Raw genomic sequence first — 26,523 nt, 5'->3', positions numbered from 1 at the left:
CACGCACTCGGCCTGAGAAGATTTAGAGCTTGGTAAGCCGTACCATTCTGTAGATCGACTGCGGATTGGTCGTCAGATAGCGCCAGCCCAGCCGCCGGGGCTCCTTGAGGGCGCGGAACAGCCACTCTAGGCCGGCAGCCTGCATCCAGGCGGGGGCGCGCGGGGCGTCTCCGGCGAGGAAGGCGTAGAGGCCGCCGCAGGTCTTGATCCAGCCGAGGCCCTTCAGGCGCTCGCGGTTGGCGGCGCTCCAGAACTCCTGCTGCGGCTTGCCCAGCCCGACCCACAGGACGTCGGCGCCGCTGGCGACGATCTCGCGGCAGACGGCGGCGTCCTCGTCGCGGCCGAAGTAGCCGTCGCGGCGGCCGACGATCTGCAGGTCCGGGTAGAGGCGTCGCATGGCCGCGACCGCCGCGGCATTCTGGGCCTCGCGCCCGCCGAGAATGTAGAACTTGAGGCCGTGGGCGCAGGCGGCCTCGGCGGCGTCGTGGAAGAAGTCGGTGGTGGCGATCCGCTCCGGCAGGGGGCGGCGGGTCAGCAGGCGCGAGGCGGTGACCACCGACATGCCGTCGGCGTGGACGATCTCCGCCCTCGTCATCACCTCATGGAACGCCGGGTCCTTGCCGGCCAGGGCGATGCCCTGGCCGTTGGACGAGAACACCAGTTTCGGCCCGGCGACCTGGCCGGCGCGGGCGGCGAAACAGTCCTCGACCATCTGTTCGGCCAGTCGGGCGCGGGTGACGGCGACCGTGTCGAAGCCGCCGATCCTGACCCGGGGAAGGACGTCCCCCCCGCTCATCCCCGCCCGATCCCGCTGTACTGGAAGCCCCGCGCGGCCATGTCTTCCGGCCGGTAGATGTTCCTCAGGTCGACCAGCACCGGCTGCGCCATCAGGCCCTTCAGCCGGTCGAGGTCCAGGGCGCGGAACGGGTCCCATTCGGTGACGATGACCACGGCGTCGGCGCCCTCGGCGGCGGCGTAGGCGCTGTCGGTCATCTGCACGTCGGGCAGCAGGTGGGCGGCCTCGGTCATGCCCTCGGGGTCGAAGGCGCGCACCGTGGCGCCGGCGGCGACCAGGGCCGGGGCGATGTCGAGGCTGGGGGCGTCGCGCATGTCGTCGGTGTTGGGCTTGAAGGTCAGGCCCAGCAGGGCGACGGTCTTGCCCTTGAGCGAGCCGCCGAGGGCCTTCTCCACGCGACCGGCCATGGCCTTCTTGCGCGCGGCGTTGACCTCGACCGTGGTCTCGATCAGCCGGCTGGGGGCGCCCGCGTCCTGGGCCGTGCGCACCAGCGCCAGGGTGTCCTTGGGGAAGCAGCTGCCGCCATAGCCAGGGCCAGCGTGCAGGAATTTGGACCCGATGCGCTTGTCCAGGCCGATGCCGCGCGCGACCTGCTGCACGTCGGCGCCGACCGCCTCGCTCAGGTCGGCCATCTCGTTGATGAAGGTGATCTTCATGGCGAGGAAGGCGTTGGCCGCGTACTTGATCAGCTCCGAGGTGCGCCGCCCGACGTAGAGCAGCGGGCTCTCGTTGAGGTTCAGCGGGCGGTAGAGCTCGTTCATCACGGCGCGAGCCTGCTGGCCGGTCGGACTGTCGATGTCGTTGACGCCGACCACGACGCGGTCGGGTCGCTTGAAGTCGCCGATGGCGGCGCCCTCGCGCAGGAACTCCGGATTGGAGACGACGGCGAACTGCGCCTGGGGGTTCACCCGGCGGATGATGGCCTCGACCTCGTCGCCGGTGCCGACCGGCACGGTCGACTTGGTGACGACGACGGTGAAGCCCTCGATCAGGCCGGCGATCTCCTCGGCGGCGGCGTAGACATAGGACAGGTCCGCGTGGCCGTCGCCGCGGCGCGACGGCGTGCCGACGGCGATGAAGACCGCGTCGGCCTGACGGATCGCCTCGGCGCCGTCGAGGGTGAAGAACAACCGGCCCTCGCGCACGTTGCGCGCCACCAGGTCGTCGAGGCCGGGCTCGAAGATCGGGATCTCGCCGCGCTCCAGCCGTTCGATCTTGGACGGGTCCTTGTCGATACAGGTCACCACGTGACCGAAATCGGCGAAACAGGCTCCGGACACCAGGCCGACATAGCCGGTGCCGATCATCGCGACGCGCATTCAGGGTCCCCTCTCACTTACCCGAGGTTAGCCTTACGTGTTGCGATGCAGCAGAGCAATCACAGGATGATCACATCGCGCGACGACGGGGCCACAGAACCGCCACCAGGGCAATGCCGACCAGATCGGCGGCCAGGTCCGGCAGGCTGGCGCTGCGCCCCAGCATCGCCTGTAGCCCCTCAATCGCAAGACCCATGGCCAGCGCCAGGCCGGCGGCTGGCAGCCGTCCCAGCCGCGGCAGGTTCAGCAGGATCGCGACGGTGATGATGGCGAAACCGACCGCATGGGCCAGCACATCGGTCATCCCGACCCGCCGTTCCAGCCCCTGGAACGGCCCGAGCATGAGCCCGATCAGCATCACGGCCCCGACCGTCGTCCCGGCGCGCAGCCACGGGCGCAGGCGGTCGATCAAGACGGCCAGCCTGCCAGTCAAGGGCGCGCTCATCTCGCTCGAACTCATCAGACGCGCTCCCGGGCCACTGAACCTGCGCGCGAACCCTGACACGATTTGCTGCGCCGCAACATAGGCAAGCGCCCCCCCCGCGACGCCGGCAGCCCTCGCGGCGGCGTGTGGGCGTGCCATAGTGCGGCTTCCTCCACGCCCCTAGCCCGCAAGGCCTGCCATGACCGTCGAATTGTTCGCCGCCCTCGTCGTCATCGCCCTGGGGCTGGTGCAGGTGCTGCTCCAGGCGGCCGAGTACCGCCGGGTGCACGGGGTGGCCTACGCCAACTCGGCCCAGGATGCGCCGCCGGCCACGAAGGACTCGATCCTGCTCGGTCGGCTGACCCGGGCCCTGCGCAATCTGCACGAGACCCTGCCCTTCTTCCTCGGTCTGGTCGTACTGCTGGCGCTGATCGGGGTGAGCACCCCGGCGACGCAGTGGGCGGCGATCGTCTTCGCCGCCGCCCGCATCGTCTATCTGCCGCTCTACATGCTGGGCGCGCCCTATCTGCGCGGTCTGGTCTGGACCGTGTCCTATGCCGCGCTGGTCAGCCTGGCGCTGGCCGCCTTCCGTGCGGTGGATCCCGCCCTGCTGAGCCGGCTGTTGCCGACCGGCTGAGGCGCAAGCCGCCCCGCTACAGCGCCGGGATCCACCCGCGCCGGACCAGCAGGGACAGGATCTGGTCGGCGACGGCCTCGGGCGGCAGGGCGGCCGTGTCGAGGGTGAGGTCCGCCGCCTCGGGCGGTTCATAGTCCGCCCCGACCCCGGTCAGGCCGGACAGCTGGCCGGCCCCGGCCCGCGCATAGAGCCCCTTGGGGTCGCGGGCGCGGCAGGTCTCGACCGGGGCGTCGACGAACACCTCGACGAAGCTCTCGGCCGGCAGGCGTTCGCGCACGGCGTCACGGGCCGCCCGCGCCGGGGAGACCAGGGCGCAAAGGGCGATCAGGCCGCTCTCGACGAACAGCCGGGCGACCTCGCCGGTGCGGCGCACGTTCTCGGCCCGGTCCTCGGGCGAGAAGCCAAGGTCGCGGTTCAGGCCATGGCGCAGGTTGTCGCCGTCCAGCACCACGGCGCGGACGCCGCGGGCGTGCAGGCGCGCCTCGACCGCCCGGGCCAGGGTCGACTTGCCCGCGCCGGGCAGACCGGTCAGCCAGACGGCGCCGCCTTGATGCCCGTTCAGCCGGGCCCGGTCATGGCGCGAGACCTCGCCGGCGCCGGGGTAGATGTGTCCGGCCTGGCCGAGGGGCGCCTGGGCCACGCCGGCGGCCACCACGGCGCCACTGTCCCGGTCGATCAGCACCAGCCCGCCGAGGGCGGGATCATCTGCAAACGGGTCGAAGGCCACCGGCGAGGGCACGACCAGCTCCGCCGCCCCGATGCCATTGAGCGCGAGCTGCGGCGCGCGCCCGGGCTCCGGGTCGGCCTCCGGCGTGAGCCGCACGCGCACCGGCGTGACGCGCGTGCCCAGCCGGAGCTGCAGCGCCCGCGCCGGATCGAACGGCCGCTCGTCCATCCACAGCAGGGTGGCGGCGAACCGGTCCACAGCGGCGGGCCGGGCCTGGGGCGCGGCCAGCACGTCGCCCCGCGCCACATCGACCTCCTCCTCGAGCACCAGGGTGACAGCCTCGCCGGCCGCCGCCGAGGGCTGGTCGCCGTCGCGGGTGACGATGCGGGCCAGGGTGGCGAGACGCCCGGACGGGCAGACCACCAGCGGGTCGCCCACCTCGATCCGGCCCGAGGCGACGGTGCCGGCATAGCCGCGGAAGCTGTGGTCCGGCCGGTTCACATACTGCACCGGGAAGCGGAACGGCCGGGCCAGGCGCCGGTCGTCGACCGGCAGGCGCTCCAGCGCCCCGATCAGGGTCGGCCCGTCGAACCAGTCCAGCCGCGGCCCGCGCCGCACCACATTGTCCCCGTGACGGGCGCTGATCGGCAGGGCGATGACCGTCTCCAGGCCCAGCCCCTCCACCGCCGCCTCGAAGTCCGCGACGATCGCCGGGAAGGCCGCGCGGGCGTCGGCAGCGAGGTCGATCTTGTTCACGGCCAGGATCACCTGGCGGATGCCGAACAGGGCGACGATGCGGGCGTGACGGCGGGTCTGGGGCGTCAGGCCGCGGGTGGCGTCGACCAGCAGGACCGCGGCGTCGCAGCCCGAAGCGCCGGTGGCCATGTTGCGCGTGTACTGCTCGTGGCCGGGCGTGTCGGCGACGATGAAGTGCCGTCGCGGCGTGGAGAAGTAGCGGTGCGCCACGTCGATGGTGATGCCCTGCTCGCGCTCGGCCTCAAGGCCATCCAGCAGCAGGGCGAAGTCGAGCTCGTCTCCGGTCGTGCCGAAGCGCCGGCTGTCGCGCGCCAGGGCGGCCAGCTGGTCGTCGGGCACCTGTCCCGTATCGTGCAGCAGCCGGCCGATCAGGGTCGACTTGCCGTCATCCACCGACCCGCAGGTCAGGAACCGCAGGTGGTCGCGCGCGGCCGGCGCAGGCCAGGTCCCGTCCATCAGAAGTAGCCCTCGCGCTTCTTGCGCTCCATCGAGGCGGTCTCGTCGGCGTCGATCAGCCGGCCTTGGCGCTCGGAGGCGCGGCTGGCGCGCAGCTCGGCGATGACGGCGTCCAGCGTGTCCGCGTCGGACTCCACCGCCGCCGACAGCGGGTAGCAGCCCAGCGAGCGAAAGCGCACGCGGCGCATTTGCGGCGTCTCCCCCGGGGCCAGAGGCAGGCGCTCGTCGTCGCGGACGATCAGCGCCCCGTCGCGCACGACCGTCGGTCGCGGAGCCGCGAAATAGAGCGGCACCACCGGAATGCCTTCGGCGCGCGTGTAGTCCCAGACGTCGAGCTCGGTCCAGTTGGACAGGGGGAAGACCCGCAGCGTCTCGCCGGGCGCGAGGCGGGTGTTCCAGAGGTTCCACAATTCGGGCCGCTGCCGGCGCGGGTCCCAGGCGTGCCCCGGGCCACGCACGGAGAAGATGCGCTCCTTGGCGCGGCTCTTCTCCTCGTCGCGGCGGGCCCCGCCGATGGCCATGTCGAAGCCGTGGGCGTCGAGCGCCTGCCGCAGGGCCTCGGTCTTCATCACCCGGGTGTGCTCCGACGAGCCCGAGGCGATCGGACTGACGCCGCGCGTCAGCCCCTCGGCGTTCGTGTGCACCAGCAGCCGCACGCCATAGGTCGCCGCCACCGTGTCGCGGTGCCGGATCATGTCCCGGAACTTCCAGGTGGTGTCGATGTGCAGCAGCGGGAACGGCGGCGGAGCCGGATGAAAGGCCTTGGCCGCCAGGTGCAGCAGCACGCCGGAGTCCTTGCCGATCGAGTAGAGCAGCACCGGATTCTTGGCGGTGGCGGCCACCTCGCGGAAGATCTCGATCGCCTCGGCCTCGAGGCGGCGCAGGTGCGGCGACAGGCCGGCGGACGGCGCAGCGGGGCGCGCCGCGCGGGCGCGATGCGCCGGGTGGTCGATCAGGTCAGCCGACAAAGGCGCGCTCCAGCACATAGTCTCCGGGGGCGGCGTTGGAGCCCTCGACGAGGCCCGCGGCCTCCAGCAGGGCGGCGACGTCGCGGATCATGGCCATGGAGCCGCACAGCATGACCCGGTCCCCGGCGGGGTCGAAGCCCGCCGGCAGGCCGAGGTCGGCGAACAGCCGGCCGTCAGCGATACGATCGGTGATCCGGCCTGTTCGGGCAAACGGCCCGCGGGTCACGGTCGGATAGTAGACCAGCCGCGCCGCCGCGGCCTCGCCGACCAGCGGGTCGTCGTGGATGCCGCCTTCGAGGAAGGCGCGATAGGCCAGGTCCCCGGCCTCCCGCACCGTATGGGTCACGATGACCTGCTCGAAGCGTTCCCAGGTCTCCGGATCGCGCAGCACGCTGAGCCAGGGCGCCAGGCCCGTGCCGCTGGCGATCAGATACAGCCGCCGCCCGGGGCGCAGGGCGTCCAGCACGAGGGTGCCGGTGGGCTTGCGCCCCAGCAGGATGCGATCGCCCGCCTCGAGCCGCCCCAGCCGCGAGGTTAGGGGGCCGTCCGGCACCTGGATGGAGAAGAACTCCAGCTCGTCGGCCCAGGCGGGACTGGCGATGGAATAGGCGCGCAGCACCGGCTTGCCGCCGGGCTCGGCGGCCGGCAGCCCCAGCATGACGAACTCGCCGGAGCGGAAGCGGAAGCTCTCCGGCCGCTCCACCGCGAAGCTGAATAGCCGGTCGGTCCAGCGCCGGGTCCACAACAGCGCCGGCGTGTCCCACGCCCCGGCGACCGCCGGGCGTGCGGGGGCGATGGCGACGTCGGTCAAGGCGATCCCTCCGGAGCGAGGCCCCGCGGACAGCCGGGGCGAGCCCGGCACTTAGGCGCCAGCCCCCGGACCGGGCGAACGACTTCTACTGCATCCGGGGATCAGAAAATCTGCATGCGACGCCGAGGGACTTCAGAGAAACCCCGCCAAGCAGGCGGCGCAGGCGAGCTCCAACGCAGCGGCGATAGAAAAGCTGATGCCTCGCCGAAGACAATCTGGTTTGTCGCCGGAGGCGCCGCTGCCTAGGCCTTGAGGCGGGCGGCCGAGAGAAAGCCGCCGAGGGCAACTCCATGCGCGTCTTTCTCGCCTCCATTCCCCTGCCGGGGACGAAGGTCGTCATCATCGGCGACGGCCACGCCGCCGCCGCCAAGGCCCGGCTGTTCGACGGCTCGGGCACCGACCTGGTCTGGTACGCCGGCCCCGGCGGGCATGCCGACCCGCGCTGCCAGGACCGCTGGCCGGAGGCCGCGGACCTCGCCGGCAGCCGCCTGGTGTTCATCGCCCTGGCCGACCCAGAGGCGGCGGCCGGCTTCGCCCGGGCCGGCCGCGCCGCCGGGGCCCAGGTCAATGTCGTCGACCAGCCGGCGCTGAGCGACTTCCACACCCCCTCCTTTATCGACCGCGACGGCGTGGTGGTGGGCATCGCCACCGGCGGCGTGGCCCCGGTGCTGGCCCGCGAGGTGCGCTCGCGCATCGAGGCCGCCCTGCCCGAAGGCCTCGACCGCCTCGCGCGGCTGTCGGCCGACCTGCGCGACACGGTGATCGCCGCCTTGCCCGACTTCATCGCCCGCCGGCGCTTCTGGGAGCTGGCCTTCCGCGGCGCGCCCAAGGATCTCGCCGTCGCCGGTCGCATGACCGAGGCGCGGCGCGAGATGCTGCGGCTGCTCGCCCGGCCCGAGGCCGCAGGTCCGGCGGTCGTCCACCTGGTGGGCGCCGGCCCCGGCGATCCGGAGCTGCTGACGCTGAAGGCCCTGTCGGTGCTGCAGGATGCGGATGTGGTCATCCACGACCGACTGGCCCCGCCGGAGGTGCTGGCCCGCGCCCGGCGCGACGCCCGCCGCATCTACGTCGGCAAGCGCCGCGGCGAGCACGCCGTGCCGCAGGACGAGATCGCCGAGCTGATCATCGCCGAGGCCCGCGCCGGTCACCGCGTGGTGCGGCTCAAGGGCGGCGACCCCTTCATCTTCGGTCGCGGCGGCGAGGAGCTGGCGGCGGTGCGCGCCGCCGGGCTGGAGGTCGTCGTGGTGCCCGGCGTCACCGCCGCCCTCGGCTGCGCCGCCGCCGTCGGCATCCCCCTGACCCATCGCGACCAGGCTCGCGCCGTCAGCTTCGTGACGGCCGAGACCCGGCCGGGCGCCCCGGGCCCGGACTGGAGCCGCTTCGGCGAGCCCGACCACACGATCGCCGTCTACATGGGCGTGGTCGCCGCCGGCGACGTGGAGGCCGGCCTGCTGGCGGCGGGGCGCGCCCCGGATACGCCGGTGGCGGTGATCGAGAACGGCTCGCGCCCGGACCAGCGGGTGGTCACCGGCCGGCTGGACGGCCTGGCCCGGCTGGTCCGTCGCGAACGGGTGGTCAGCCCGGCGCTGCTGGTGATCGGCGAGGTCGCGGCCTGGGCTTCCGCCAGCGGGACCGCCGAGATCGCGGAGGCTGCGGCGTGAAGATCGTCACCGCCAACCGCCTGTCGGACGGCCGCGTCCTCTATCTGGGCGCCGATGGCGCGCCGGTCCTGTCGCTGGCCCAAGCCGGACGCTTCGACGCCGCGGACGCCGACGCCGCCCTCGCGGCGGCGGCCGGCCGACCGGACCTGTTCGTCAATCCCTATCTGGTCGAGGTCGAGGACGGTCGCCCCTCCGGCCGCGACCGCTTCCGGGAAACCATCCGCGCCACCGGCCCGACCGTCGGCCACAGCCTGGGCGCCGCCTGATGTACCGCTACGACGAGTTCGACGCCGCCATCGTGCGCGAGCGCATCGCCGAGTTCAGCGACCAGGTCGCCCGGCGCGTCTCCGGGGCGCTGAGCGAGGATGAGTTCAAGCCCCTGCGGCTGATGAACGGGGTCTATCTGCAGCTGCACGCCTACATGCTGCGCGTGGCCATTCCCTATGGCGTGCTGGGCAGTCGTCAGATGCGCCAGCTGGCGCACATCGCGCGGCGGTACGACCGTGGCTACGGCCACTTCACCACGCGCACCAACATCCAGTTCAACTGGCCCGCGCTGGCGGACATGCCCGCCATCCTGACCGACCTCGCCGAAGTCGAGATGCACGCCATCCAGACCTCCGGCAACTGCGTGCGCAACGTCACCACCGACGTCTTCGCCGGCTGCGCCGCCGACGAGATCGAGGACCCGCGGCCGTGGTGCGAGCTGATCCGCCAGTGGTCGACCCTGCACCCCGAGTTCTCCTTCCTGCCGCGCAAGTTCAAGATCGCGGTGATCGCTTCCGAGGCCGACCGGGCCGCCATCCGCACGCACGACGTCGGCCTGCAGCTGGTCCGCGACGCGGACAGCGAGACCGCCTTCCGGGTCTTCGTCGGCGGCGGCCAGGGCCGGCTGCCGCATCTGGCGCAGGAGATCGCCCCGGCGGTGAAGGGCCAGGACCTGCTGGCCTATCTGACCGCCATCCTGCGCGCCTGGAACCTGCTGGGCCGACGCGACAACATCCACAAGGCGCGCATCAAGATCCTTGTCGCCGCCATGGGCATCGAGGCCTTCCGCGCCGAGGTCGAGCGCCACTTCGCCGCCCTGCGCCGCGAGGACCTGCGCGTGCCCGAGGCGGAACTGGCGCGCATCCGCGCCGCCTTCGCCCCGCCCCCCTTCGCCGATCTGCCGGCGACCAGCGCGGCCTTCGAGGCGGCGAAAGGCGCCAATTCCCACCTCGCACGCTTCGCCCGGCGCAACGTCCGGCCGCACCGCCAGCCGGGCTACGCCAGCGTGATCATCTCGCTGAAGCCGCCCGGCGGCGTGCCCGGCGACATCACGGCGGCGCAGATGGAGGTCGTCGCTGATCTGGCCGAACGCTTCAGCTTCGACGAGGTCCGGGCCGCCTATGAACAGAACCTCGTCCTGCCCCACGTGCGGCTCGACGACCTGCCGGAGGTCTGGCGCGCGCTCGCCGCCGCCGGTCTGGCCACGCCCAACGCCGACCTCGTGACCGACATCATCGCCTGCCCGGGGCTGGACTACTGCAGCCTCGCCAACGCCCGGTCCATCCCGGTGGCCCAGGCCCTGTCCGCCGCCCTGGCGGACCCGGACCTGCAGGAGCGGCTGGGGCCGGTACGGGTCAACATCAGCGGCTGCATCAACGCCTGCGGTCACCACCACGTCGGCCACATCGGCGTGCTAGGCGTCGACCGGAAGGGCGAGGAATACTACCAGATCACCCTCGGCGGCTCGCCGGACGAGACCGCGGCGCTGGGCGAGATCGTCGGCCGCAGCCTCGCCGCGGACGAAGTGGCTCCGGCGGTCTCGCGCGCGCTGGAGCGCTATCTCGAGGTGCGCGCCGAGGGCGAGACCTTCCTCGCGGCGGTGCGCCGGCTGGGCGTCGGCCCGTTCCGCGAGGCCATCTATGGAGCGCTCGATGCAGTGGCTTGAGCGCGTCCCCGACGACGGCGTCCGTCTGCCGGTCGACACCCCGCTGGAGACGATCACGGCCGCGGCGGCGGACGCCGGAACCCTGGTGCTGGAGTTCGGGGCCTTTCGCAACGGACGCGGCTTCTCGCTGGCCGCCGCCCTGCGCGCCGGCGGCTACCGCGGCCGGCTGGTCGCCGCTGGCCGCCTGATCCCGGACCAGGCGCGCCATCTCGCCCGGTCGGGGTTCGACGCCGTGGTCCTGCCGGAGGACGCAGATGCGGACGCCTGGCGCCGGATGGCGGCCGCCTTCAGCGCCGTCTACCAGCCCGGCGCCGACGCCGAGGCGCCGGTCTGGCGCCGCCGGGCGGCACGCCGGCCCCCGGAGACGCTGGCGGCGCAGCTAGAGGCCGTCGCCGGCGAGGCGGACGCCGAAGGCATCCTGCGGGCGGCGCTCGATCCTGCGCTCGGCGCCCGGCCCGCGGTGCTGTCGTCGTTCGGAGCGGAGTCCGCCGTCCTGCTGGCGCTGGTGGCGGACGTCGCGCCGGCCACCCCGGTGCTGTTCCTCGACACCGGCATGCACTTCCTGCAGACCCTCGCCTACCGCCGCACGCTCACGGAGCGGCTGGGCCTGCAGGACGTGCGGTTGATCACGCCTGCGCCCGATGACCTTGCCGCCGAGGACGCCGCGGGCGCCCTGTGGCAGACGGACCCTGACGCCTGCTGCGACCTGCGCAAGGTGAGGCCGCTGGCTCGCGCCCTGAGCGGTATCGACCTCGTCGTCACCGGCCGCAAGCGCCACCAGACCCCCGACCGGCAGGCCCTGCAGCCGTTCGAGGTGTTCGAAGGGCGGGTGCGGGTCAATCCGCTGCACGACTGGAGCGAGGCGCAGGTGCAGGCGGCGGCGGCCGGGCGCGGGCTTCCGCCCCATCCCCTCGCCGACCAGGGCTACCGCTCGATCGGCTGCTGGCCCTGCACCCGGGCCGTGGCGCCCGACGCCGATGCGCGCGACGGTCGCTGGGCCGGCGTCGACAAGACCGAGTGCGGCATCCATCTTGGCCGCCGGGTCGCCCCGGCCCTCTGACCTCCCCTCTCCTTGCGCGAGACCGCCTTGACCGCCCGACGCTCCGTCATCGACCTGATCGGCAACACGCCCCTGATCCGCCTGAACCGCCTGTCCGAGGCGACCGGCTGCGAGATCCTCGGCAAGGCCGAGTTCCTCAACCCCGGCCAGTCGATCAAGGACCGGGCGGCCCTGTCGATCATCCGGCGCGCCCGCGCCTCCGGCGAGCTGCGCCCCGGCGGGACCATCGTCGAGGGCACGGCCGGCAACACCGGCATCGGCCTCAGCCTCGTCGGCGCGGCGCTGGGCCACCCGGTCGTTGTGGTGATGCCGCGCACCCAGTCGGAGGAGAAGAAGCTGGCGGTGCGCGCCCTCGGGGCCCGGCTGGTCGAGGTCGACGCCGCCCCCTTCTCCAGCCCCGGCCACTTCGTGCACCATTCGGCCCGGCTGGCGCGCGAGCTCGACGCCGAGCTGCCCAACGGCGCCTTCTGGGCCAACCAGTTCGACAACCTGTCCAACCGCCTCGCCCACTATGACGGCACCGGTCCCGAGATCTGGGCCCAGACCGAGGGCCGGATCGACGGCTTTGTCAGCGTGGTCGGCTCGGGCGGCACCCTGACCGGCGTCAGCGCTTTCCTGAAAGAACGCAACCCCGACATCCAGGTGGCGCTGGCCGACCCGGCGGGCGCCTCGCTTTACAGCTGGTTCACCCGCGGCGAGATGAAGGCCGAGGGCTCGTCCATCACCGAAGGGATCGGCGTCGGCCGCATCACCGGCAACCTCGAGGGCTTCACCCCCGACCACGCCTTCCGCATCGAGGACGCCGAGTTCCTGCCGACCCTGTTCGACCTCGTGCGCGAGGAAGGGCTGTCGCTGGGCGGCTCCAGCGGCGTGAACCTGATCGGGGCGGTGCGGCTGGCGCGCGAGCTGGGCCCCGGCAAGACCATCGTCACCTTCCTGTGCGACCCCGGCAGCCGCTACGCCTCGCGCCTGTTCAACCCGGAGTTCCTGACGGCCCGCGGCCTGCCGGTCCCGCCGTGGCTGGCCCCCGGCCCGGCGGCCGCCTGAATGGAGGAGTTCCTGCTGTTCGCGGCGGTCGGCTTCGCCGCCCAGCTGGTGGACGGCACGCTGGGGATGGCGTTCGGGGTGATCGCCTCGACCCTTCTGCTGGGCATGGGCACACCCCCGGCCGTGGCCTCCGCCAGCGTCCACGCGGCCAAGGTCTTCACCGGGACGGCCTCGGCGGTGTCCCATCTGGCGCACGGCAACATCCGGCCGAGGCTGTTCTGGCCGCTGGCGGTCGGCGGCGTCATCGGCGGCATGCCGGGCGGTCTGCTGCTGACCAGCATTGATGGCGACCTGATCAAGCCCTGGGTGCTGGGCGGTCTCGCCGTCATGGGCGTCGTCATCCTCGTGCGCGCCACCCGCGAGGTCCGGCTGCGCAAGGTGCCCATGGGAGGCGCCGCGCCGCTGGGCGTGGTCGGCGGCTTCCTCGACGCCCTCGGCGGCGGCGGCTGGGGGCCCACCGTCACCACCACCCTCGTGAGCGCCGGCGAGGCGCCGCGACAGGCTGTCGGTTCCGGCAACGCCGCCGAGGCGGTCGTCGCGATCGCCGTGTCGACCACCTTCATCACCGCCCTGCTGACCGGCCACTGGCAGGACGTCACAGACCTGAAACAGTACGCCGCCTCGGTCGCCGGCCTGATCGCCGGCGGCGTGCTGGCCGCCCCGCTGGCCGCCTTCTTCACGCGCATCCTGCCGGTGCGCCGCTTCGCGTGGCTGATCGGCCTGCTGATCCTGATCCTCGCCGGCCTGCAGCTCTACGCGCTGCTGCGGGGCTGACCGGCCGGGCTCGCGCCCACCTGCAGCCCCGTCCGCGTCAATGTCGCTCGCCCGGCGATGCGTTTTCGCTTGCGCGCAGCCCGGTTGGCCGAACACTGTCGGGCAAACGGGCCTTCGGGGGAGGGACGGATGCGGTCGTTCAGGATCATCGGGCTGGCTGCGGCGCTCGGCGCCTTGCTGGGGTCCGCCGCCGCCGCGCAGGGCGTGCAGGCGCCGCCGCTGCAGGGCGCCCAGGCCATCGGCGCGCCGCCGCAGATGCGCCTCCTCGGCCCCACGGCGACGCCCCGCATCGCCGATGTCCGCAACGAGATCCGGCGCTCCCCGCTCTATCTGGCGGAGATCGACGCCCGCGCCGTCGCCGAGGCCGGACAGGACGTCGTCGTCGCCCTGTCGAGCGAGGTCCGGGTCAACCTGTCCGCGCTGGTGCGGGAAACCAGTCTGGAGCGCTCCACCGGCCTCGAGGCGCTGGATCCGGCCGTCGCCCGCTCGGTCCTCGGCGCCTTGCCGACCTTCGAGACGGCGATCTTCGCGCTGGAGGATCGGCTCGTCGTCGTCCGTGAAGCACGGGTGCCGTTCTCGCCCCGCACCTGCCGGCAGCGTCCCGGCCGGGCCTTCCGCCCGTCCCTGCGCCAGTTCCTCGCCCAGGAGTGTTTCGGGCTGTCGCCGCGCGAGACCTGGCGCGCCGCGCGGGTGGCGCCGGGACCAGACCGCGTGTTCCGCCCCGATGGCGGAGCGGATGCGGGGGCGGTGGTCCAGACGATCGAGGTCGAGGACGCCTTCGAGGCGGAGATCGCCGCCATCCGGTCGGAGCTCGCGGCGGCCCCCGCCGACGCGGAATGGCTGCCCGGCGTCACCGTCAGGACGGCCCGCGGCCTGTCGGACGAGGCCCTGCTCGAGGCCGAGCTGAACGGGTCGCCCCGGCTGATCGTCCAGACCAGCGTGCTGCCCTATGGGCCGCGCGTCGTCGCGCCCGCCGCGAACAGCCCGGCCAGCGCCGGGCCGCTGGGACAGTTCGTCGTCTCCGTCGCGCCCGATATCGCCCGCACGTCCCCACCCCCTGCGCCCCTGTCGTCGCAGCTTCGGCAGTACCTGATCCAGCCGTCGCCGCGCCTCGCGGCGTATGACGCCCGCATCCAGACCCGCCTCACCCCCGCGCAGCTGGGGCTGATGGGGCGGACCCTCGAGGCCCCGGACAATCCGCTCACCAACCCCGGCCGCCCCGCCGGCGGGCTGGAGAGCGGCGCGAGGCCCCTGCCACAGATGGAGGCGCGGCGGCGCACAGGAGAGGTGCTGGACGAGCGCTACCGCACCCTGCTGATGGGCCGTACGGTGCTGCAGCATTTCGGGGACGACTACCGGGTCTCGTTCGGTCGGAACGGCCGTTGGCACGTCGGCTTCGAGTGGTGGGCGGGCTATGGCTATGGCCTGCGCTTCCCGTTCGAACTGGCGACCTCCAGCCGCGAGACGTTCCGCAGCGGCGCGACGGTCACCGGGCGCACCGACACGCCGCTGTTCACCGAAGCGCTGGACGTTGAGGTCGCCGTGGCCGGGATCGCCCGCACCCGAGACGGCCGGTCTCCCTATGCCGACGCCGGCCTTCCGGCGCGGCTGCATGCCGGGGACGCCGAGATGTTCCTGGCCGCCTACGCCGGCTGCCGGCTCTACGGTCGCGTTCCGATCGCCGGCAGCTTCGGCGTCCGTTGCCCGAGCTTCAGCATCCCCCGCGGGTGCGGTCCGGAAGGCTGTTCGCCCAGCCCGGACGACTGCCGCAACAGTCCGTTCTGCGAGAACTTCACGCCCCGGCTGCAGGCCCGACCGTGGAGCATGGGCGATATCACCATCCCGGCCTCGATCCATGGGCTCGAGCTCAACGCCGGCTTCCTGCGCGCCGGCGCGGATCCGGGCATCGAGGCGCTGGCCATCGACACCCGGCTGAGCCTGCTGGCCGAAGCCGTGTCGGGGGAGTTCACCCCCTCCGGGCCAGGCTCGTGTCAGGGCATGGCGCAGATGCAGGCCAACACGCCCGTCGGCCCCGGCGAGTGCCGGCTGCTGTTCGCCCGGGAGACCGCCGACCCCATGCGTCTGCGCGTCATCCCCGACGCCGGCCGCGACGCCTCGGTCCGGCTGACGGACCCGCGCCTCGATCTCACCGTCGGACTGGCGCCCTTCATGGAGCTGTATGTCACCTTCGATCTGAAGGTCTGGTCCAAGCGCTGGGACTGGCGTCTGCATCTCGGTCGCTTCGATATCGATGCGGACTTTGGCCCCCACGACGGCGCGCCGTCCCGCTTCATGGTGGCGGACTGCGAGGCCGACGGCCCGCTGGACGCCGCCTGTCGCCAGGCGCGGCGGCGCACCACCACCGTCCCGGGCTAGGCGGCGCGACCGGGCCGAACGTCGCAGCTGCTAAGGCTCCGCTTGTTCCCGCGCAACGAGCGGTTACGGTCCGCCCCTCGGCGGAGGGGGAAGACGCCTGTGAGTTCGGTCCTGCGGCTGGCGCTGCTTCTGGTCCTGGCCACGGCCGGCCTGTGGGCCGGGCGCGCGGATGCGCAGGTGCAGCGCACCGAGCGCATCGCCGCCGAGCTGGTCCCGATGTCGGCCTGGGCCTCACCCGGCTCCACCGCCGTGGTCGCGGTGCGCCAGGACATCGCCGCCGGCTGGCATACCTACTGGCGCAATCCCGGCGACTCCGGCGGCGCCACGACCCTGTCATGGACCCTCCCCTCCGGCGTCAGCGCCGGGGACATCGTCTGGCCCCTGCCCGAACGCCAGCGCCTGCAGGGGCTGATGAACTACGGCTATTCGGACGAGGTCTATCTGCCCGTGCCGATCGAGGTCCCGGCCAGCGCCCGCCCCGGCGACGTCATGCCGCTCGCGGTCGAGGGGCTGTTCATGGTGTGCAGCGACGAGATGTGCGTGCCGGACGAGCTGACCCTGCGGCTCGACCTGCCCGTCGCCGCCGGCGCAGCGCCGCTCGACCCCAGCCATGGCGCGGCGATCGAACGGGTCCTGACAAGCGCCCCGCGGCCAGCCGCCCTGGTGGCGCGGGTGACGCGCGAGGGCGAGACCCTGCGCCTGACCGTGACGGGGCCCGAGGTCGCCGGATTAGAGGGGGCCGGGCGCGCCGGGGATGACGTGTATTTCTTCCCGTTCACCGGCGGGGTCATCGACCATCCGGGCGAGCAGGTCCTGTCGCGGGGACCTGACGGCCTGACGCTGGTGCTGCCGGCCGGCCGCGCCGTCCTCACCGGCGGCCTGAACGCGCCCCTGGCCGGGGTGCTGGCGACGCCGGACGGCGCGTGGGAGATCACGGCGGAGATCGGCGAGCCCTTGCCGGGCGCCTCCGGCGCCGCCTCGGGACCAAGCCTTGCCGCCGTGGCGCAGGCGGCGCTGTTCGCCCTGCTGGGCGGGCTGATCCTGAACCTGATGCCGTGTGTCTTCCCGGTGCTGGCGATCAAGGCGGCGGCCCTGTCGGCCTCGGCGCACGACCGGGCCGAGGCGCGCCGCGACGGGCTGGCCTTCCTCGCCGGCGTGCTGACCACCTTCCTCGTCCTCGCGCTGGTCCTGATCGCGCTGCGCGCCGCCGGGCAGGCGCTCGGCTGGGGCTTCCAGCTGCAGGCGCCGCCGGTGATCGCCGCCCTCGCCCTGCTGATGCTGGCGGTGGGGCTCAACCTCTCGGGCCTGTTCGAGATCGGCCTGTCGGCCCAGGGCGCCGGCAGCCGCCTGACGCGCCTGCCCGGCGGGGCGGGGGCCTTCTTCACCGGAGTGCTGGCCGTGGTCGTGGCCGCGCCCTGCACCGCCCCCTTCATGGCCGCCGCCCTCGGCGCGGCCCTGGTCATGCCGGCCCCTCTGGCGGTCGGGGTGTTCCTGATGCTGGGGCTGGGGCTGGCCCTGCCCTATCTGCTGGTCAGCCTGTCGCCGGCCCTGCTCAGGCGCCTGCCGCGGCCTGGCCCGTGGATGAGCCGGTTCAAGGCGCTGCTGGCCTTTCCGATGTACGGCGCCGCCGGCTGGCTCGGCTGGGTGTTCGCCCGTCAGGCGGGCGCAGACGCCCTCGCCCTGCTGCTGGCGGCGGCGGTGGCCCTGGCGCTCGGCCTTCAGCTGTGGGGCTGGGCCCAGCAGGCGCACGCCGCCGGCCGCACCGCCCGCCTGCCGGGCGCGGCCGCGGGCCTCGCCCTTGTCCTGACGCTGGGGCTGACGGCCCTGGCCGCCGGCGCGGCGCGGGCCCCTGCCGGCGCCGACACGCCGGCGGGGGCCGGCCTCGCCGCCGCCGCCTGGTCCCCGGAAGCCGTGGCCGAGGCCCGCGCCGCCGGCAAGGTGGTGCTGGTCAACTTCACCGCCGACTGGTGCGTGACCTGCAAGATCAACGAACGGGTCGCCCTGTCGACGTCGCCGGTGCAGGCGGCGCTCGAGGAGGCCAACGCCGTCTATCTGGTCGGCGACTGGACCCTGCGCGACGACGCCATCGCCGCCGAGCTCGCCCGCCATGGCCGCAGCGGCGTGCCGCTCTATCTGCTGTACACCCCCGGCGAGGACGCCCCCCGCCTGCTGCCGCAGCTGCTGACCCCCGGGCTGGTCGCCGAGGCCGTCCGGACCGCGGCTGACGCCCCGCCTGCCTGACCCCACCGCCGACCACGAGAGGAGACCCCGACCATGAAGCTTCGCGTCCTGACCCTGCTGGCCGCCTCGGCCCTCGCCCTCGCCGCCTGCGGCCAGCCCGCCGGCGAGGGCGCCCCCGCCACGGAAGCGGCCGTGGCCGCCGCCAACGCCGCCCCGGCCTTCACCCTGACCAACGCCGAGGGCCAGCCGGTGTCGCTGGCGGACTTCCGCGGCAAGGTCGTGGTGCTGGAATGGACCAATGAAGACTGCCCCTATGTGCGCAAGCACTATGGCGCCGGGGCCATGCAGGCCCTGCAGCGCGAGGCGGTCGAGGACGGCGTGGTCTGGCTGACCATCATCTCCTCCGCCCCGGGCGCCCAGGGCTATGTCGAGGGCGCCGACGCCCGCGGCTGGCGTGACGAGTATTCGGCTGGCTTCTCGCACCTGCTGCTGGATCCGACCGGCGAGACGGGGCGCGCCTATGGCGCCGTCACCACCCCGGACATGCGGGTGATCGACGAGGAGGGCCGGGTCATCTTCACCGGCGGCATCGACGACCGCCCGACCAACCGGCCGGAGGACCTGGAAGGGGCCACCAACTTCGTCCGCGCGGCCCTGGCCGACCACGCCGCCGGCCGCCCGGTCGCCACCCCCTTCGCCCAGCCCTACGGCTGCTCGATCAAGTACGCCGACGAACAGGACGCCGCCCCGGCCGACGCCGCGGCCTGAGGCGGTCCGGGCCGGCCGCCCCGGGGCGACCCGGGCAGGCCGGCCTTCAGGCCCCGCCGGCGGCGAGAGCGCGGATCCAGGCGTGCAGCGCCGCCTCGTCGGCCATGTCCCCGGCGAACAGATGGACCGGTCGCTGGGGCTCGTTGTTGCCGCGCGCCCGGCCGCGATAGACCTTCATCGGCAGCCACACCCGGGCGAGGCCGCTGGGCAGGTCGATCTGGCGCAGCTCCATGTAGAGGGTGTCGGCGCTGGTCTCCCGGCCGACCTGAACCGCGTCGAGGGTCTTCCAGAGGTCCACCGCATCCAGACAGGCCGACGCGCAGCTGGCGTCGGTGAGGACATAGACCGGGCCGCCGGGCAGTCGGCCGGGCTCCGGCGCCGGCCCGGTCTCCGCAGACCCTGCCGGCGCGGCCATGTCCCGCCACAGCGGCTCGCCGGCCGCCATCGCCATGCGCATGCCGGCGATGGCCTCGTCAGCCCAGGCGATCACAGAGGGGTCGCCCTCGGCCGCAGCCAGCTGGTCGCGGAACCCTTGGATCATGGCGATGTTGCCCTCGGAGGCGCGCCAGTCGACGCTCTCTATCGGAGCCATCGGTCGCGCCGCCAGCCAGGCCTCGCCCCACAGGATCCGCGCCAGGTCGTAGCTCCAGCGCGAGGAGCCGCCGCCATTGCCGCGCACATCGAGAACGAGATAGGGCGCGGCCCGCAGTTCGTCCTGCCGACGCCCCGCCTCCCCCAGCAGATCGGTGAGGGCGCGATAGGCGTCGGAGTCCGGATCGCCGTTGAAGGACGGCATCGACAGCCAGTAACCGCCGTCGTCGAGACGCTTCAGACCAAAGTCGCCCGGCGCGCCCGCCGCCAACGCCGAACGCCGCGCGGCGAGGTCGGCGGCGGGGATGTCCCGCCAGGTCAACGGATAGGTCCTTGCCAGGCCGTCGACGTCCCAGCTGCAGGCCGACATTTCCGCAATCCAGGGGTTGGTGGCGTTCATGAAGACCCAGTCGCCCAGCTGGACGCGCTGCGCCTCAAGGAACCAGCGGCCGCGAAAGGTCCCGACCCGCTGCTCGGCGAGGGCGTCGGCCGCGACGCCGTCACAGGCGATCAGCCGGGCCCCGAGCGGCGGGGCCGTCTCGTCCGCGGCGTCGCGGCTGGCGACGATCTGGTCCGCCCCGCGATAGACGGTCAGGAAACCCGGCCAGCGCGAGGGCATGCCGCCCGAGGGGACGAGCCCGATCTGGACGTGGCCGTCGTCAAACCCGGCGACGAGCCCCCGCAGCGCCCACCACCAGCCGCCGGCGTCGGTCGTGTCCTGCGCCCGCGCCCGGGCCTGCGCCAGCATCGCCTCGGCCTGCGGACGGAACGCCGGATTGCGGGGGTCGTACATGCCCGGGTGGGTGTCCTCGAGGGCCCGCGCCACCGCCTCGACGTCCGCCGCCAGGGTCGCCGACCAGTCGCGCGGCGCGCTCATCCACGCCCGATCCGGTTCCTGGGCCGCCGCCGCCGCCCCAAGACCGGCCCAAAGCCCTGCCGCGCCCGCCAGCACCGCCCAACGCCGGATCCCCATCGCGCCCTCCCTCCGCTCGCGACCGGAGGTTAGGCGGCAGCGAAGGAGGTGACAATCGGCGGGCGCCGGGCGCCGCCACCTGCCGCCGGCGCTGCGGGCCTTCATCGACGCCATGAAGCCCGGCTGAGCGCCGTCTCGCGAGTTCAGACCAGGCCCGCGTCGGCCGATCGCTTCAGATGGATAGCGGCGCTGGCGACCTCCCGCTCGGCCTGGGTGAACCCGTACTCCGGGACGATCTGGCCCACCGGATCGGAAACCTGATCCCAGGCCGCGATCAGACGCTCGCCCACATCATCGCCGGCCCCGAGATAGACGCCCTGGGTCAGGGTGACATGGGCCCGGGCGAAATGGCCGGCCCCGGCGCAGACGATGGCCCGCGTCGGCGCCTCGTCGACCACCAGCGGCAGCAACGCCGGGCTGACCAGGGCCGGATCAAGGCGCTGAAGGCTCTCATCCGGCAGGACGCCGGCGGTCATCTGGGTCGCTGCCGTCGGCGCGAGGCAGTTGACGCGAATGCCGTACTTCTCGCCCTCGATGGCCAGGGTCTGCATCAGGCCCACCAGCCCCATCTTGGCCGCGCCATAGTTGGCCTGGCCGAAGTTGCCATAGAGTCCCGAGGAGGAGGTCGTCATCACGATGCGACCGTGGCGCTGCTCGCGCATCGGCTCCCAGACCGCCTTGCAGCAAACCGCCGCGCCGATCAGGTGGACGTCGGTGACGAGGCGAAAATCGCTCATCTCCATCTTGGCGAAGCTCTTGTCGCGCAGGATCCCGGCGTTGTTGATCAGAATATCGATCCGCCCGAAGCGGCGCAGCCCCGCCTCGACCATGGCGGCGACCGCGGCCTCGTCCGTCACTGACCCCGCGACGCCGAACGCGCGCCCTCCGGCCGCCTCTATCTCCCCGGCCGCGGCCATGGCGGCCTCGCCCGAAAGGTCGTTGACGATGAGGCTGGCGCCCTGCCGCGCCAGATAGAGCGCATGCTGACGCCCCAGCCCGCCGCCGGCGCCTGTGACGATCGCCGTCCGTCCGTGCAGCTTCATGAGAGGTCCCCCGATGGATCGATAGTCGTGCTCGACGCCGGCTTGCAGATCGACATGAAGCCCGCGGCCATGAAGGCGGCCATGCGCTGCTTCACCGCTTCAAAATCCTCGGAATCGCACAGCCCGCCCGAAAGTCGGTTGATCCGGCCGGTGCGCGCCAGCGTCAGCATCAGGGCGCCGGTGACGAAGTGATAGCCCCAGAAGATGTCTTCCTCGGCGCAGTCCGGGAGCGCCTTCTTCAGCAGCTCGATCAGCCGCAGGACCACCGGATCGAAGTGGAAGTCCATCAGCTCCGCGCCATAGGTCGTGTTCGACACCTGGGCGCTGAGGGCCCCGTAGTTGCGCCAGTTCTCGCCGCCATTGCCGTAGAGATCGAGGTCGGTGTCGAGGAAGGCGCGCAGGGCCCCCTCGACAGTTGGCTTGCCCCGCGTCGCCAGATCGTAGTCGTCAAGCGCCTTCATGCGCCGCGCGATGGTCACCTCGGCGCGACGCGCAATGACCGCGTCGAACAGCTTCTTCTTGTCGGTGAAGTAGTAGTTCAGCAGCGTGTGGTGCACGCCCACGCGCTTGGCCACGTCCTTGAGGGTGACGCCATAGAGACCGTGAACGGAGAACAGATACTCGGCGGCGTCGAGGATCTGCTCCATCTTGTCGAGCCGCTGCTCGACCTTGGTCCGCCGGCCCCGCGTCCGGGGAGCTTCAGCCGATCGCGACTGCGCCGGTTCTCTCGGGGCCGTCTTGTCAGCAACCGCCATAGTCCACTCTCAAACGCATCTTGTCGATCTTGCCCGTCGCCGCGAGCGGCATCTGCTCGACCCGCACCACGGCGTCCGGAATCCACCATGGCGCGACCCGTCCGCGCAACGGCGCGAGAATGTCTTCGTCAGATACATCCTCGTTTCGGGTCTGGATGACGAGCACCGGCCGCTCGCCCCATTTGGCGTCCTGACGCCCGATCACCGCGGCCAGCGACACAGACTCATGCTCGTTGACCACCGCCTCGATCTCCGCGGGATTGATCCATTCGCCTCCCGACTTGATCAGGTCCTTGGCGCGTCCGGTGATGATCAGTCGCCCCCGGCCGTCGATACGGGCCAGATCGCCGGTCGGGAACCATCCCTCGGCATCGGTCGCGGGCTCGGGGTGGTTCAGATAGCGCGCCACCACGGCCGGGCCCCGGACACGCAAGTGCCCCTCCGCACCGTGCTGGTCCGGCAGGGGGCGGCCCTCGGCGTCGGTCAGCAGCAGGTCGATGCCAAAGGCGGCGCGCCCGGACACTTCCGCGAGCCGGTCCGGGTCCGAGGGCGGCGCGCAGGTGCCGAGGGGCGACAGCTCCGTCATGCCCCAGCTGGTCTGGATCTCGACCCCCAGCCGCGCCTCGATCCGCGCCATCAGGGCCGGAGCCAGCGGCGCCCCGCCCACCAGGATGCGCCGCAGGGTCGGCGTGCCCCCCCCGGTTCTCTCAAGATGTTCGACCAGGCCCAGCCAGACGGTGGCGATGCCCACCGCCACGGTCACGCCCTCCTGGTTGATCAGGCGCTCGAGGCTGGCCCCGTCGAGCTCACGGCCAGGCAAAACCAGGCGCGCGCCCGCCGCCGGGGCGGCGAACGGCAGGCCCCAGGCATTGGCATGAAACATCGGCACCGCCGCCAGCACCGTGTCCCGGGCGGTCAGCGCCATCACATCGGCCTGCAGCAGCCGCAGCGTGTGCAGGAAGCTGGAGCGGTGAGTGTACACCACCCCCTTGGGCGCACCGGTCGTCCCGGACGTGAAGCACAGGCCGGAGGGCGTGTCCTCGCCAAACCCGCCCCACGAGGCCATGGGCGCAGCCGCCGCCACCCGCGGCTCCAGCGGCTCGCCGCCCGGGGCGGCGTTGCCGTTGGCCTCCCCCGCGCCACCGATCGACAGGACAGTCCGGACGCTCGTGGCGCGATCGGCGACACGGCGGGCGAGCGGGAGCAGGTCGTCGCTGGCGATCAGCACCCGGGCCTGGGACTGCTGCACCATGTCCGCCAGCTGCGCCTCAGTGAGGCGCGGGTTGAGCGTGTGGCAGACTGCGCCCATGCCCATGGTGGCGTACCAGACCTCCATATGCTCCTGGCCGTTCCAGGCCAGGGTGGCGACCCGATCGCCCGGGCCGACGTCAAGGTCCGCCAGCACCGTCGACACCTTCCGGGCGCGGGTCATCAGGCCGGCGTAGCCGATACGGTCGGTGCGTCCGCCCGGGCGCGCCGAGACCACCTCCGTGTCGGGAGACCAGCGCGCAGCATGCGTCAGGAACTTGTCGAGGGTCAGCCCGTAGGGCTGCATGGCGCCGTCGATCATGAGCAACCCGGTCCCTGCGGCGGCAAGGGGGGCGAGGCGACCCCGAAGTTGAACACCCAGGGCAAGCCGCCCGCGGCCCGGCGACGGCAGACGACGGCCTCGTGCAGCTCGAACATCCCGGGCATGAGGTCCTGCCGCACGACCGGCGTCCCGTCGAACGTCATGTAGGGCTCGCGCCCGTCATGGGCGGGCCAGTCGGGGCTGCCGGGCGCGACCGGCTGGCCGGTGCGAGCGAAGCTGCCCCAGTAGGCCATCATGGCGCTGGACAGGGCGTGTTCGGCGGGCGTGTCCGGAATGGCCGGCCAGCGGGGGGGCGTCCGGTCGAAATTGCCGAAGACATAGGGGATCTCTGCCGCATGGAAGGCGTGCAGCCCCGCCTCGTCCGCCGCCGGATAGCCGTGATCGAAATAGTAGAGGTAGCCCCGCTGGCCTGTGCGCGCCTGCCGCGCCACCAGCCGCTCCGCCGTCCAGCCGTAGAGGCCATCGCGCGGGGTGGCGAGCAGGCTCTCGGTCAGGTCTCCCGCCGGATAGAGGCGCAGGAAGGCGTCCGCGAGGTCGCCGTAACGCTCCCGGATCAGGCGTTCGTAGACGACCGGGTCCGTCGGGGCATTCGCCGGCAGCAGGAAGCGCAGGCTTCGGATCTCGCCATCATTGAACCCCGCCATCAGCGGCACCGGAGCCTGCCGCCCCGCGTCGAAGACCTGCACCAGCTGCTCCGGTAGGAGACGGCCGTCGATCGTGCCGATCGGCGCATAGCCCGTGGCGAGCGCGCGCGTGGTCAGGGTTTGGGCGTCCATGGCCCGGAGGTCGTCGATATCCGCGGCCCCCAGCTGGGCCTGAACCCAGACGCCGACCTGCTCCGCCACCGGATCGCCATGACGGCTCGAGCGCAGCTCCGGCGTCGACAGCATGTAGGCGCTCTGGGCGATCGCCCGGTGGAACAGGCCCCGCGCCTCGGGAGAGGCCATCAGATACATGACACTGAGCGCCCCGGCGGACTCACCGGCGATGGTGACATTGGCCGGATCGCCGCCGAAGGCCGCGATATTGGCTTGGATCCAGCGCAGCGCCGCGATCTGGTCGAGCAGACCGTAGTTGCCCGAGATGTTGGCGGGCGATTCCGCGCTGAGCTGCGGGTGGGCGAGATAGCCCAGCACTCCGAGGCGGTAGTTGATCGTGACGACCACGAGCCCCTGGTCCGCGGCGAGGTGCGCCCCGTCATACATCGCCTCGCTGCCGGAACCGGTGTTGAGCGCGCCGCCATGGATCCAGACGAAGACCGGCGCACCGCTGGCCGCGTGGGGAGACCAGATGTTCAGGGACAGACAGTCCTCGCTCATCTGCGGAGGCTCGGCCGCCGCATAGATGCTCTGCCCCCGGGCGGTCGGCTGGTGACAGGCCGGCCCGAAGCGGGTGGCGTCCCGCGGCTCGCGCCATGGAGGCATCGCCTCCGGGGCGCGCCACCGTCTCCAGCCGGTGGGCGCCTGCGCATATGGGATGCCGCGGAACACATCGACCGTTTCCAGCCGCTCGCCGAGCACCGCCCCCGCCGGCGGGGTCGCCACCGGGTCCGCCAGAGCCGGGGCCGCGCCCAGCAGGGCCAGCGCTGCGGCGAGCCCGAGGGTCGATGGCCTCGTCATGCCCCGGCCTCCTCATGGCGCCGGATCTTGCGGGCCAGTCCAAGGAACATCAGGATCGCCAGCCCGTAGAACGGCAGCAGGGTGTAGAACGCCATCTGCAGCGAATTCTCCGGGTGAGTGGCCCTGAACCAGTCGCTGGCGGCGCCGAGATAGGTCGGCCCCAACCCGAGCCCGATCAGGTTCATGACCAGAAGCAGGAGGGCCCCGGCCAGCACCCGCTGGTTCGGCTTCACCTCTTCCTGAACCAGGGTCACGGCCGGCGAGAGATAGAAATAGTTGAGCGCCATCGGGATCGTCAGCAGCAGCAGGGCCCACTCCCAGCGCGGGGCCCAGACGAACCCGGCGAAGAACGGCGCCGCCAGCGCCAGGCCGATCGCCGGCAGCCAGGCGTAGGCCGCCTTGGTCCGCCGGGCCCACCGGTCGATCAGCCGTCCCGATGCGAACATGCCGAGGCTGACGCAAATGCCGACGACAAGGGCGTACCACAGCGCCACCTCCTGCAGCGTCATGCCCTTCTCCCGCATCAGGAACAGGGTGGCGAAGTTCAACAGGGCGTAGGTGACGAACTGGGTCGCACCGCAGGCCAGGGCCATGCCCCGCAGCACCGGATTGGCGAAGTACATGCGGCAGGTGGCCCAGAAGCTCGGCGCGGGCTCGGCGGGCGACGCCGCGACGGCAGGGGCGGCCTCGGGCAGGTCGAGGCCGCCCTTCTTCGGCTCGCGCACAAAGAACCAGACGATCACCGCCGTGACCACGCCGATGAGCCCGACCCAGAGGAAGGCGTCACGCCAGCTGTAGGCGGCGGCGATCGACGCGCCGAACGCCACCCCCAGGGCCTGACCGATCGGCGGGCCGAGGTTGAACAGGCTGAGCGCCGTGCCCCGCGTTCCCGAGGGGAAGTAGTCCGAAATGATGGCGTAGGAGGGCGGCACGCCGCCCGCCTCGCCGACCCCGACGGCCATGCGCGCGGCGGCCAGCTGCGGATAGTTGGCGGCAATGCCGCAGGCCGCCGTGGCGGCGCTCCAGAGGCCGCAGGAGAAGGCCAGCACCTTGACCCGGTTGGTCCGGTCCGCGAGCCAGCCGACCGGAATGGCCAGCACGCAGTAGAAGACGGCGAAGTAGAGGCCGCTGATCAGACCCAGCTGGCCATCCGTCACCCCCAGCTCATCCTGGATCGGTTTGGCCAGGATCGACAGCAGCTGGCGGTCGAGGAAGTTGAGCACATAGACGAAGCACAGAAGCGCCAGGACGAACCAGGCTTCCGGGCCCGGCCGGGCGCCCGAGGCGCCCGGCGCTGCAACGTTGGAGGTCGCCATC

General features: G+C 72.5%; 22 protein-coding genes. 10 read left to right on the top strand and 12 right to left on the bottom strand.

The genetic code is table 11. From position 1 onward, the window contains the following. Positions 1 to 22: 22 nt before the first annotated feature. The 3 genes from VGN74_RS03190 to VGN74_RS03180 all read right to left on the bottom strand — a co-directional run bounded on the left by VGN74_RS03190 (position 23) and on the right by VGN74_RS03180 (position 2,575). Entirely contained in the window at positions 23 to 796 is a 774-nt protein-coding gene (locus VGN74_RS03190; protein ID WP_327445907.1) for a WecB/TagA/CpsF family glycosyltransferase, read from the bottom strand. Next, a complete protein-coding gene (locus VGN74_RS03185) occupies positions 793 to 2,115 on the bottom strand; it encodes a UDP-glucose/GDP-mannose dehydrogenase family protein (RefSeq protein ID WP_327445905.1) in 1,323 nt (440 codons plus the stop codon). Before VGN74_RS03185 ends, VGN74_RS03190 begins: the two co-directional genes overlap by 4 nt. A gap of 70 nt (positions 2,116 to 2,185) precedes the next feature. Beyond that, positions 2,186 to 2,575, bottom strand: coding sequence for a vanz family protein (locus tag VGN74_RS03180; RefSeq protein WP_327445904.1), 390 nt, complete (start codon positions 2,573 to 2,575; stop codon positions 2,186 to 2,188). A 163-nt stretch (positions 2,576 to 2,738) separates the two neighbouring features. Here VGN74_RS03180 and VGN74_RS03175 point away from each other — a divergent pair, with 163 nt between their 5' ends. Beyond that, positions 2,739 to 3,176 (top strand): MAPEG family protein, encoded by a 438-nt coding sequence (locus VGN74_RS03175; protein ID WP_327445903.1) that lies wholly within the window; start codon positions 2,739 to 2,741, stop codon positions 3,174 to 3,176. A gap of 16 nt (positions 3,177 to 3,192) precedes the next feature. Here VGN74_RS03175 and cysC read toward each other — a convergent pair whose 3' ends face one another. The 3 genes from cysC to VGN74_RS03160 are packed head-to-tail and all read right to left on the bottom strand — an operon-like array spanning position 3,193 to position 6,834. After that, on the bottom strand, positions 3,193 to 5,055 hold the full coding sequence (gene cysC, locus VGN74_RS03170) for an adenylyl-sulfate kinase (protein ID WP_327445902.1): 1,863 nt from the start codon (positions 5,053 to 5,055) through the stop codon (positions 3,193 to 3,195). Beyond that, positions 5,055 to 6,023 carry a sulfate adenylyltransferase subunit CysD gene (gene cysD / locus VGN74_RS03165; RefSeq protein WP_327445901.1) on the bottom strand — a complete coding sequence of 323 codons (969 nt, stop codon included), beginning with the start codon at positions 6,021 to 6,023 and terminating at the stop codon, positions 5,055 to 5,057. The genes cysC and cysD overlap by 1 nt, the downstream gene beginning before the upstream one ends. After that, the gene (locus tag VGN74_RS03160; RefSeq protein WP_414643520.1) at positions 6,013 to 6,834 is read right to left on the bottom strand and encodes a ferredoxin--NADP reductase; all 822 of its coding nucleotides are present in this window, start codon (positions 6,832 to 6,834) and stop codon (positions 6,013 to 6,015) included. The genes cysD and VGN74_RS03160 overlap by 11 nt, the downstream gene beginning before the upstream one ends. A 290-nt stretch (positions 6,835 to 7,124) precedes the next feature. Between VGN74_RS03160 and cysG the strand changes: the two genes are divergently transcribed. The 9 genes from cysG (at position 7,125) to VGN74_RS03115 (ending at position 18,634) form a co-directional block, all read left to right on the top strand. After that, positions 7,125 to 8,495 (top strand): siroheme synthase CysG, encoded by a 1,371-nt coding sequence (gene cysG, locus VGN74_RS03155; RefSeq protein ID WP_327445900.1) that lies wholly within the window; start codon positions 7,125 to 7,127, stop codon positions 8,493 to 8,495. Next, on the top strand, positions 8,492 to 8,761 hold the full coding sequence (locus VGN74_RS03150; RefSeq protein WP_327445899.1) for a DUF2849 domain-containing protein: 270 nt from the start codon (positions 8,492 to 8,494) through the stop codon (positions 8,759 to 8,761). The genes cysG and VGN74_RS03150 overlap by 4 nt, the downstream gene beginning before the upstream one ends. Further along, positions 8,761 to 10,428: a nitrite/sulfite reductase gene (locus VGN74_RS03145; protein ID WP_327445898.1), complete on the top strand. Its 1,668-nt coding sequence runs from the start codon at positions 8,761 to 8,763 to the stop codon at positions 10,426 to 10,428. The genes VGN74_RS03150 and VGN74_RS03145 overlap by 1 nt, the downstream gene beginning before the upstream one ends. Beyond that, positions 10,415 to 11,488: a phosphoadenylyl-sulfate reductase gene (locus VGN74_RS03140; RefSeq protein WP_327445897.1), complete on the top strand. Its 1,074-nt coding sequence runs from the start codon at positions 10,415 to 10,417 to the stop codon at positions 11,486 to 11,488. Before VGN74_RS03145 ends, VGN74_RS03140 begins: the two co-directional genes overlap by 14 nt. Positions 11,489 to 11,515: 27 nt before the next feature. Next, a complete protein-coding gene (locus VGN74_RS03135) occupies positions 11,516 to 12,535 on the top strand; it encodes a cysteine synthase A (RefSeq protein WP_327445896.1) in 1,020 nt (339 codons plus the stop codon). Continuing rightward, a complete protein-coding gene (locus tag VGN74_RS03130; protein ID WP_327445895.1) occupies positions 12,536 to 13,309 on the top strand; it encodes a sulfite exporter TauE/SafE family protein in 774 nt (257 codons plus the stop codon). Positions 13,310 to 13,438: 129 nt separating this feature from the next. After that, positions 13,439 to 15,685, top strand: a complete 2,247-nt coding sequence (locus VGN74_RS03125; protein ID WP_327445894.1) for a hypothetical protein — start codon at positions 13,439 to 13,441, stop codon at positions 15,683 to 15,685. Positions 15,686 to 15,784: 99 nt separating this feature from the next. Further along, on the top strand, positions 15,785 to 17,926 hold the full coding sequence (locus VGN74_RS03120; protein WP_327445893.1) for a protein-disulfide reductase DsbD family protein: 2,142 nt from the start codon (positions 15,785 to 15,787) through the stop codon (positions 17,924 to 17,926). 33 nt (positions 17,927 to 17,959) lie between these two features. Continuing rightward, the gene (locus tag VGN74_RS03115; protein WP_327445892.1) at positions 17,960 to 18,634 is read left to right on the top strand and encodes a redoxin domain-containing protein; all 675 of its coding nucleotides are present in this window, start codon (positions 17,960 to 17,962) and stop codon (positions 18,632 to 18,634) included. A gap of 46 nt (positions 18,635 to 18,680) precedes the next feature. Here VGN74_RS03115 and VGN74_RS03110 read toward each other — a convergent pair whose 3' ends face one another. From VGN74_RS03110 to VGN74_RS03085, 6 genes are all read right to left on the bottom strand, one after another. Next, a complete protein-coding gene (locus tag VGN74_RS03110) occupies positions 18,681 to 20,198 on the bottom strand; it encodes a S41 family peptidase (protein ID WP_327445891.1) in 1,518 nt (505 codons plus the stop codon). Between the two features lie 143 nt (positions 20,199 to 20,341). Further along, positions 20,342 to 21,241 (bottom strand): SDR family NAD(P)-dependent oxidoreductase, encoded by a 900-nt coding sequence (locus VGN74_RS03105; protein WP_327445890.1) that lies wholly within the window; start codon positions 21,239 to 21,241, stop codon positions 20,342 to 20,344. Next, entirely contained in the window at positions 21,238 to 21,996 is a 759-nt protein-coding gene (locus tag VGN74_RS03100; protein WP_414643519.1) for a TetR/AcrR family transcriptional regulator, read from the bottom strand. The genes VGN74_RS03105 and VGN74_RS03100 overlap by 4 nt, the downstream gene beginning before the upstream one ends. After that, positions 21,983 to 23,566, bottom strand: a complete 1,584-nt coding sequence (locus VGN74_RS03095; protein WP_327445889.1) for an AMP-binding protein — start codon at positions 23,564 to 23,566, stop codon at positions 21,983 to 21,985. Before VGN74_RS03095 ends, VGN74_RS03100 begins: the two co-directional genes overlap by 14 nt. Then, a complete protein-coding gene (locus VGN74_RS03090) occupies positions 23,563 to 25,206 on the bottom strand; it encodes a carboxylesterase/lipase family protein (RefSeq protein WP_327445888.1) in 1,644 nt (547 codons plus the stop codon). The genes VGN74_RS03095 and VGN74_RS03090 overlap by 4 nt, the downstream gene beginning before the upstream one ends. Then, the gene (locus VGN74_RS03085) at positions 25,203 to 26,522 is read right to left on the bottom strand and encodes an MFS transporter (RefSeq protein ID WP_327445887.1); all 1,320 of its coding nucleotides are present in this window, start codon (positions 26,520 to 26,522) and stop codon (positions 25,203 to 25,205) included. Before VGN74_RS03085 ends, VGN74_RS03090 begins: the two co-directional genes overlap by 4 nt. Position 26,523 lies beyond the last annotated feature (1 nt).

The organism is Brevundimonas sp. (genome assembly GCF_035998205.1).
Lineage (GTDB): Bacteria > Pseudomonadota > Alphaproteobacteria > Caulobacterales > Caulobacteraceae > Brevundimonas.
Note: the sequence above shows the minus strand (reverse complement) of the source record. Positions and strands in the feature narration are given on the sequence as shown.

Coding starts and splice junctions, on each gene's coding strand:
- VGN74_RS03190 (WP_327445907.1), bottom strand. CDS start 796: ATGAGCGGGGGGGACGTCCTTCCCCGGGTCAGGATCGGCGGCTTCGAC.
- VGN74_RS03185 (WP_327445905.1), bottom strand. CDS start 2,115: ATGCGCGTCGCGATGATCGGCACCGGCTATGTCGGCCTGGTGTCCGGA.
- VGN74_RS03180 (WP_327445904.1), bottom strand. CDS start 2,575: ATGAGTTCGAGCGAGATGAGCGCGCCCTTGACTGGCAGGCTGGCCGTC.
- VGN74_RS03175 (WP_327445903.1), top strand. CDS start 2,739: ATGACCGTCGAATTGTTCGCCGCCCTCGTCGTCATCGCCCTGGGGCTG.
- cysC (WP_327445902.1), bottom strand. CDS start 5,055: ATGGACGGGACCTGGCCTGCGCCGGCCGCGCGCGACCACCTGCGGTTC.
- cysG (WP_327445900.1), top strand. CDS start 7,125: ATGCGCGTCTTTCTCGCCTCCATTCCCCTGCCGGGGACGAAGGTCGTC.
- VGN74_RS03145 (WP_327445898.1), top strand. CDS start 8,761: ATGTACCGCTACGACGAGTTCGACGCCGCCATCGTGCGCGAGCGCATC.
- VGN74_RS03140 (WP_327445897.1), top strand. CDS start 10,415: ATGCAGTGGCTTGAGCGCGTCCCCGACGACGGCGTCCGTCTGCCGGTC.
- VGN74_RS03130 (WP_327445895.1), top strand. CDS start 12,536: ATGGAGGAGTTCCTGCTGTTCGCGGCGGTCGGCTTCGCCGCCCAGCTG.
- VGN74_RS03125 (WP_327445894.1), top strand. CDS start 13,439: ATGCGGTCGTTCAGGATCATCGGGCTGGCTGCGGCGCTCGGCGCCTTG.
- VGN74_RS03115 (WP_327445892.1), top strand. CDS start 17,960: ATGAAGCTTCGCGTCCTGACCCTGCTGGCCGCCTCGGCCCTCGCCCTC.
- VGN74_RS03110 (WP_327445891.1), bottom strand. CDS start 20,198: ATGGGGATCCGGCGTTGGGCGGTGCTGGCGGGCGCGGCAGGGCTTTGG.
- VGN74_RS03105 (WP_327445890.1), bottom strand. CDS start 21,241: ATGAAGCTGCACGGACGGACGGCGATCGTCACAGGCGCCGGCGGCGGG.
- VGN74_RS03100 (WP_414643519.1), bottom strand. CDS start 21,996: ATGGCGGTTGCTGACAAGACGGCCCCGAGAGAACCGGCGCAGTCGCGA.
- VGN74_RS03095 (WP_327445889.1), bottom strand. CDS start 23,566: ATGATCGACGGCGCCATGCAGCCCTACGGGCTGACCCTCGACAAGTTC.
- VGN74_RS03090 (WP_327445888.1), bottom strand. CDS start 25,206: ATGACGAGGCCATCGACCCTCGGGCTCGCCGCAGCGCTGGCCCTGCTG.
- VGN74_RS03085 (WP_327445887.1), bottom strand. CDS start 26,522: ATGGCGACCTCCAACGTTGCAGCGCCGGGCGCCTCGGGCGCCCGGCCG.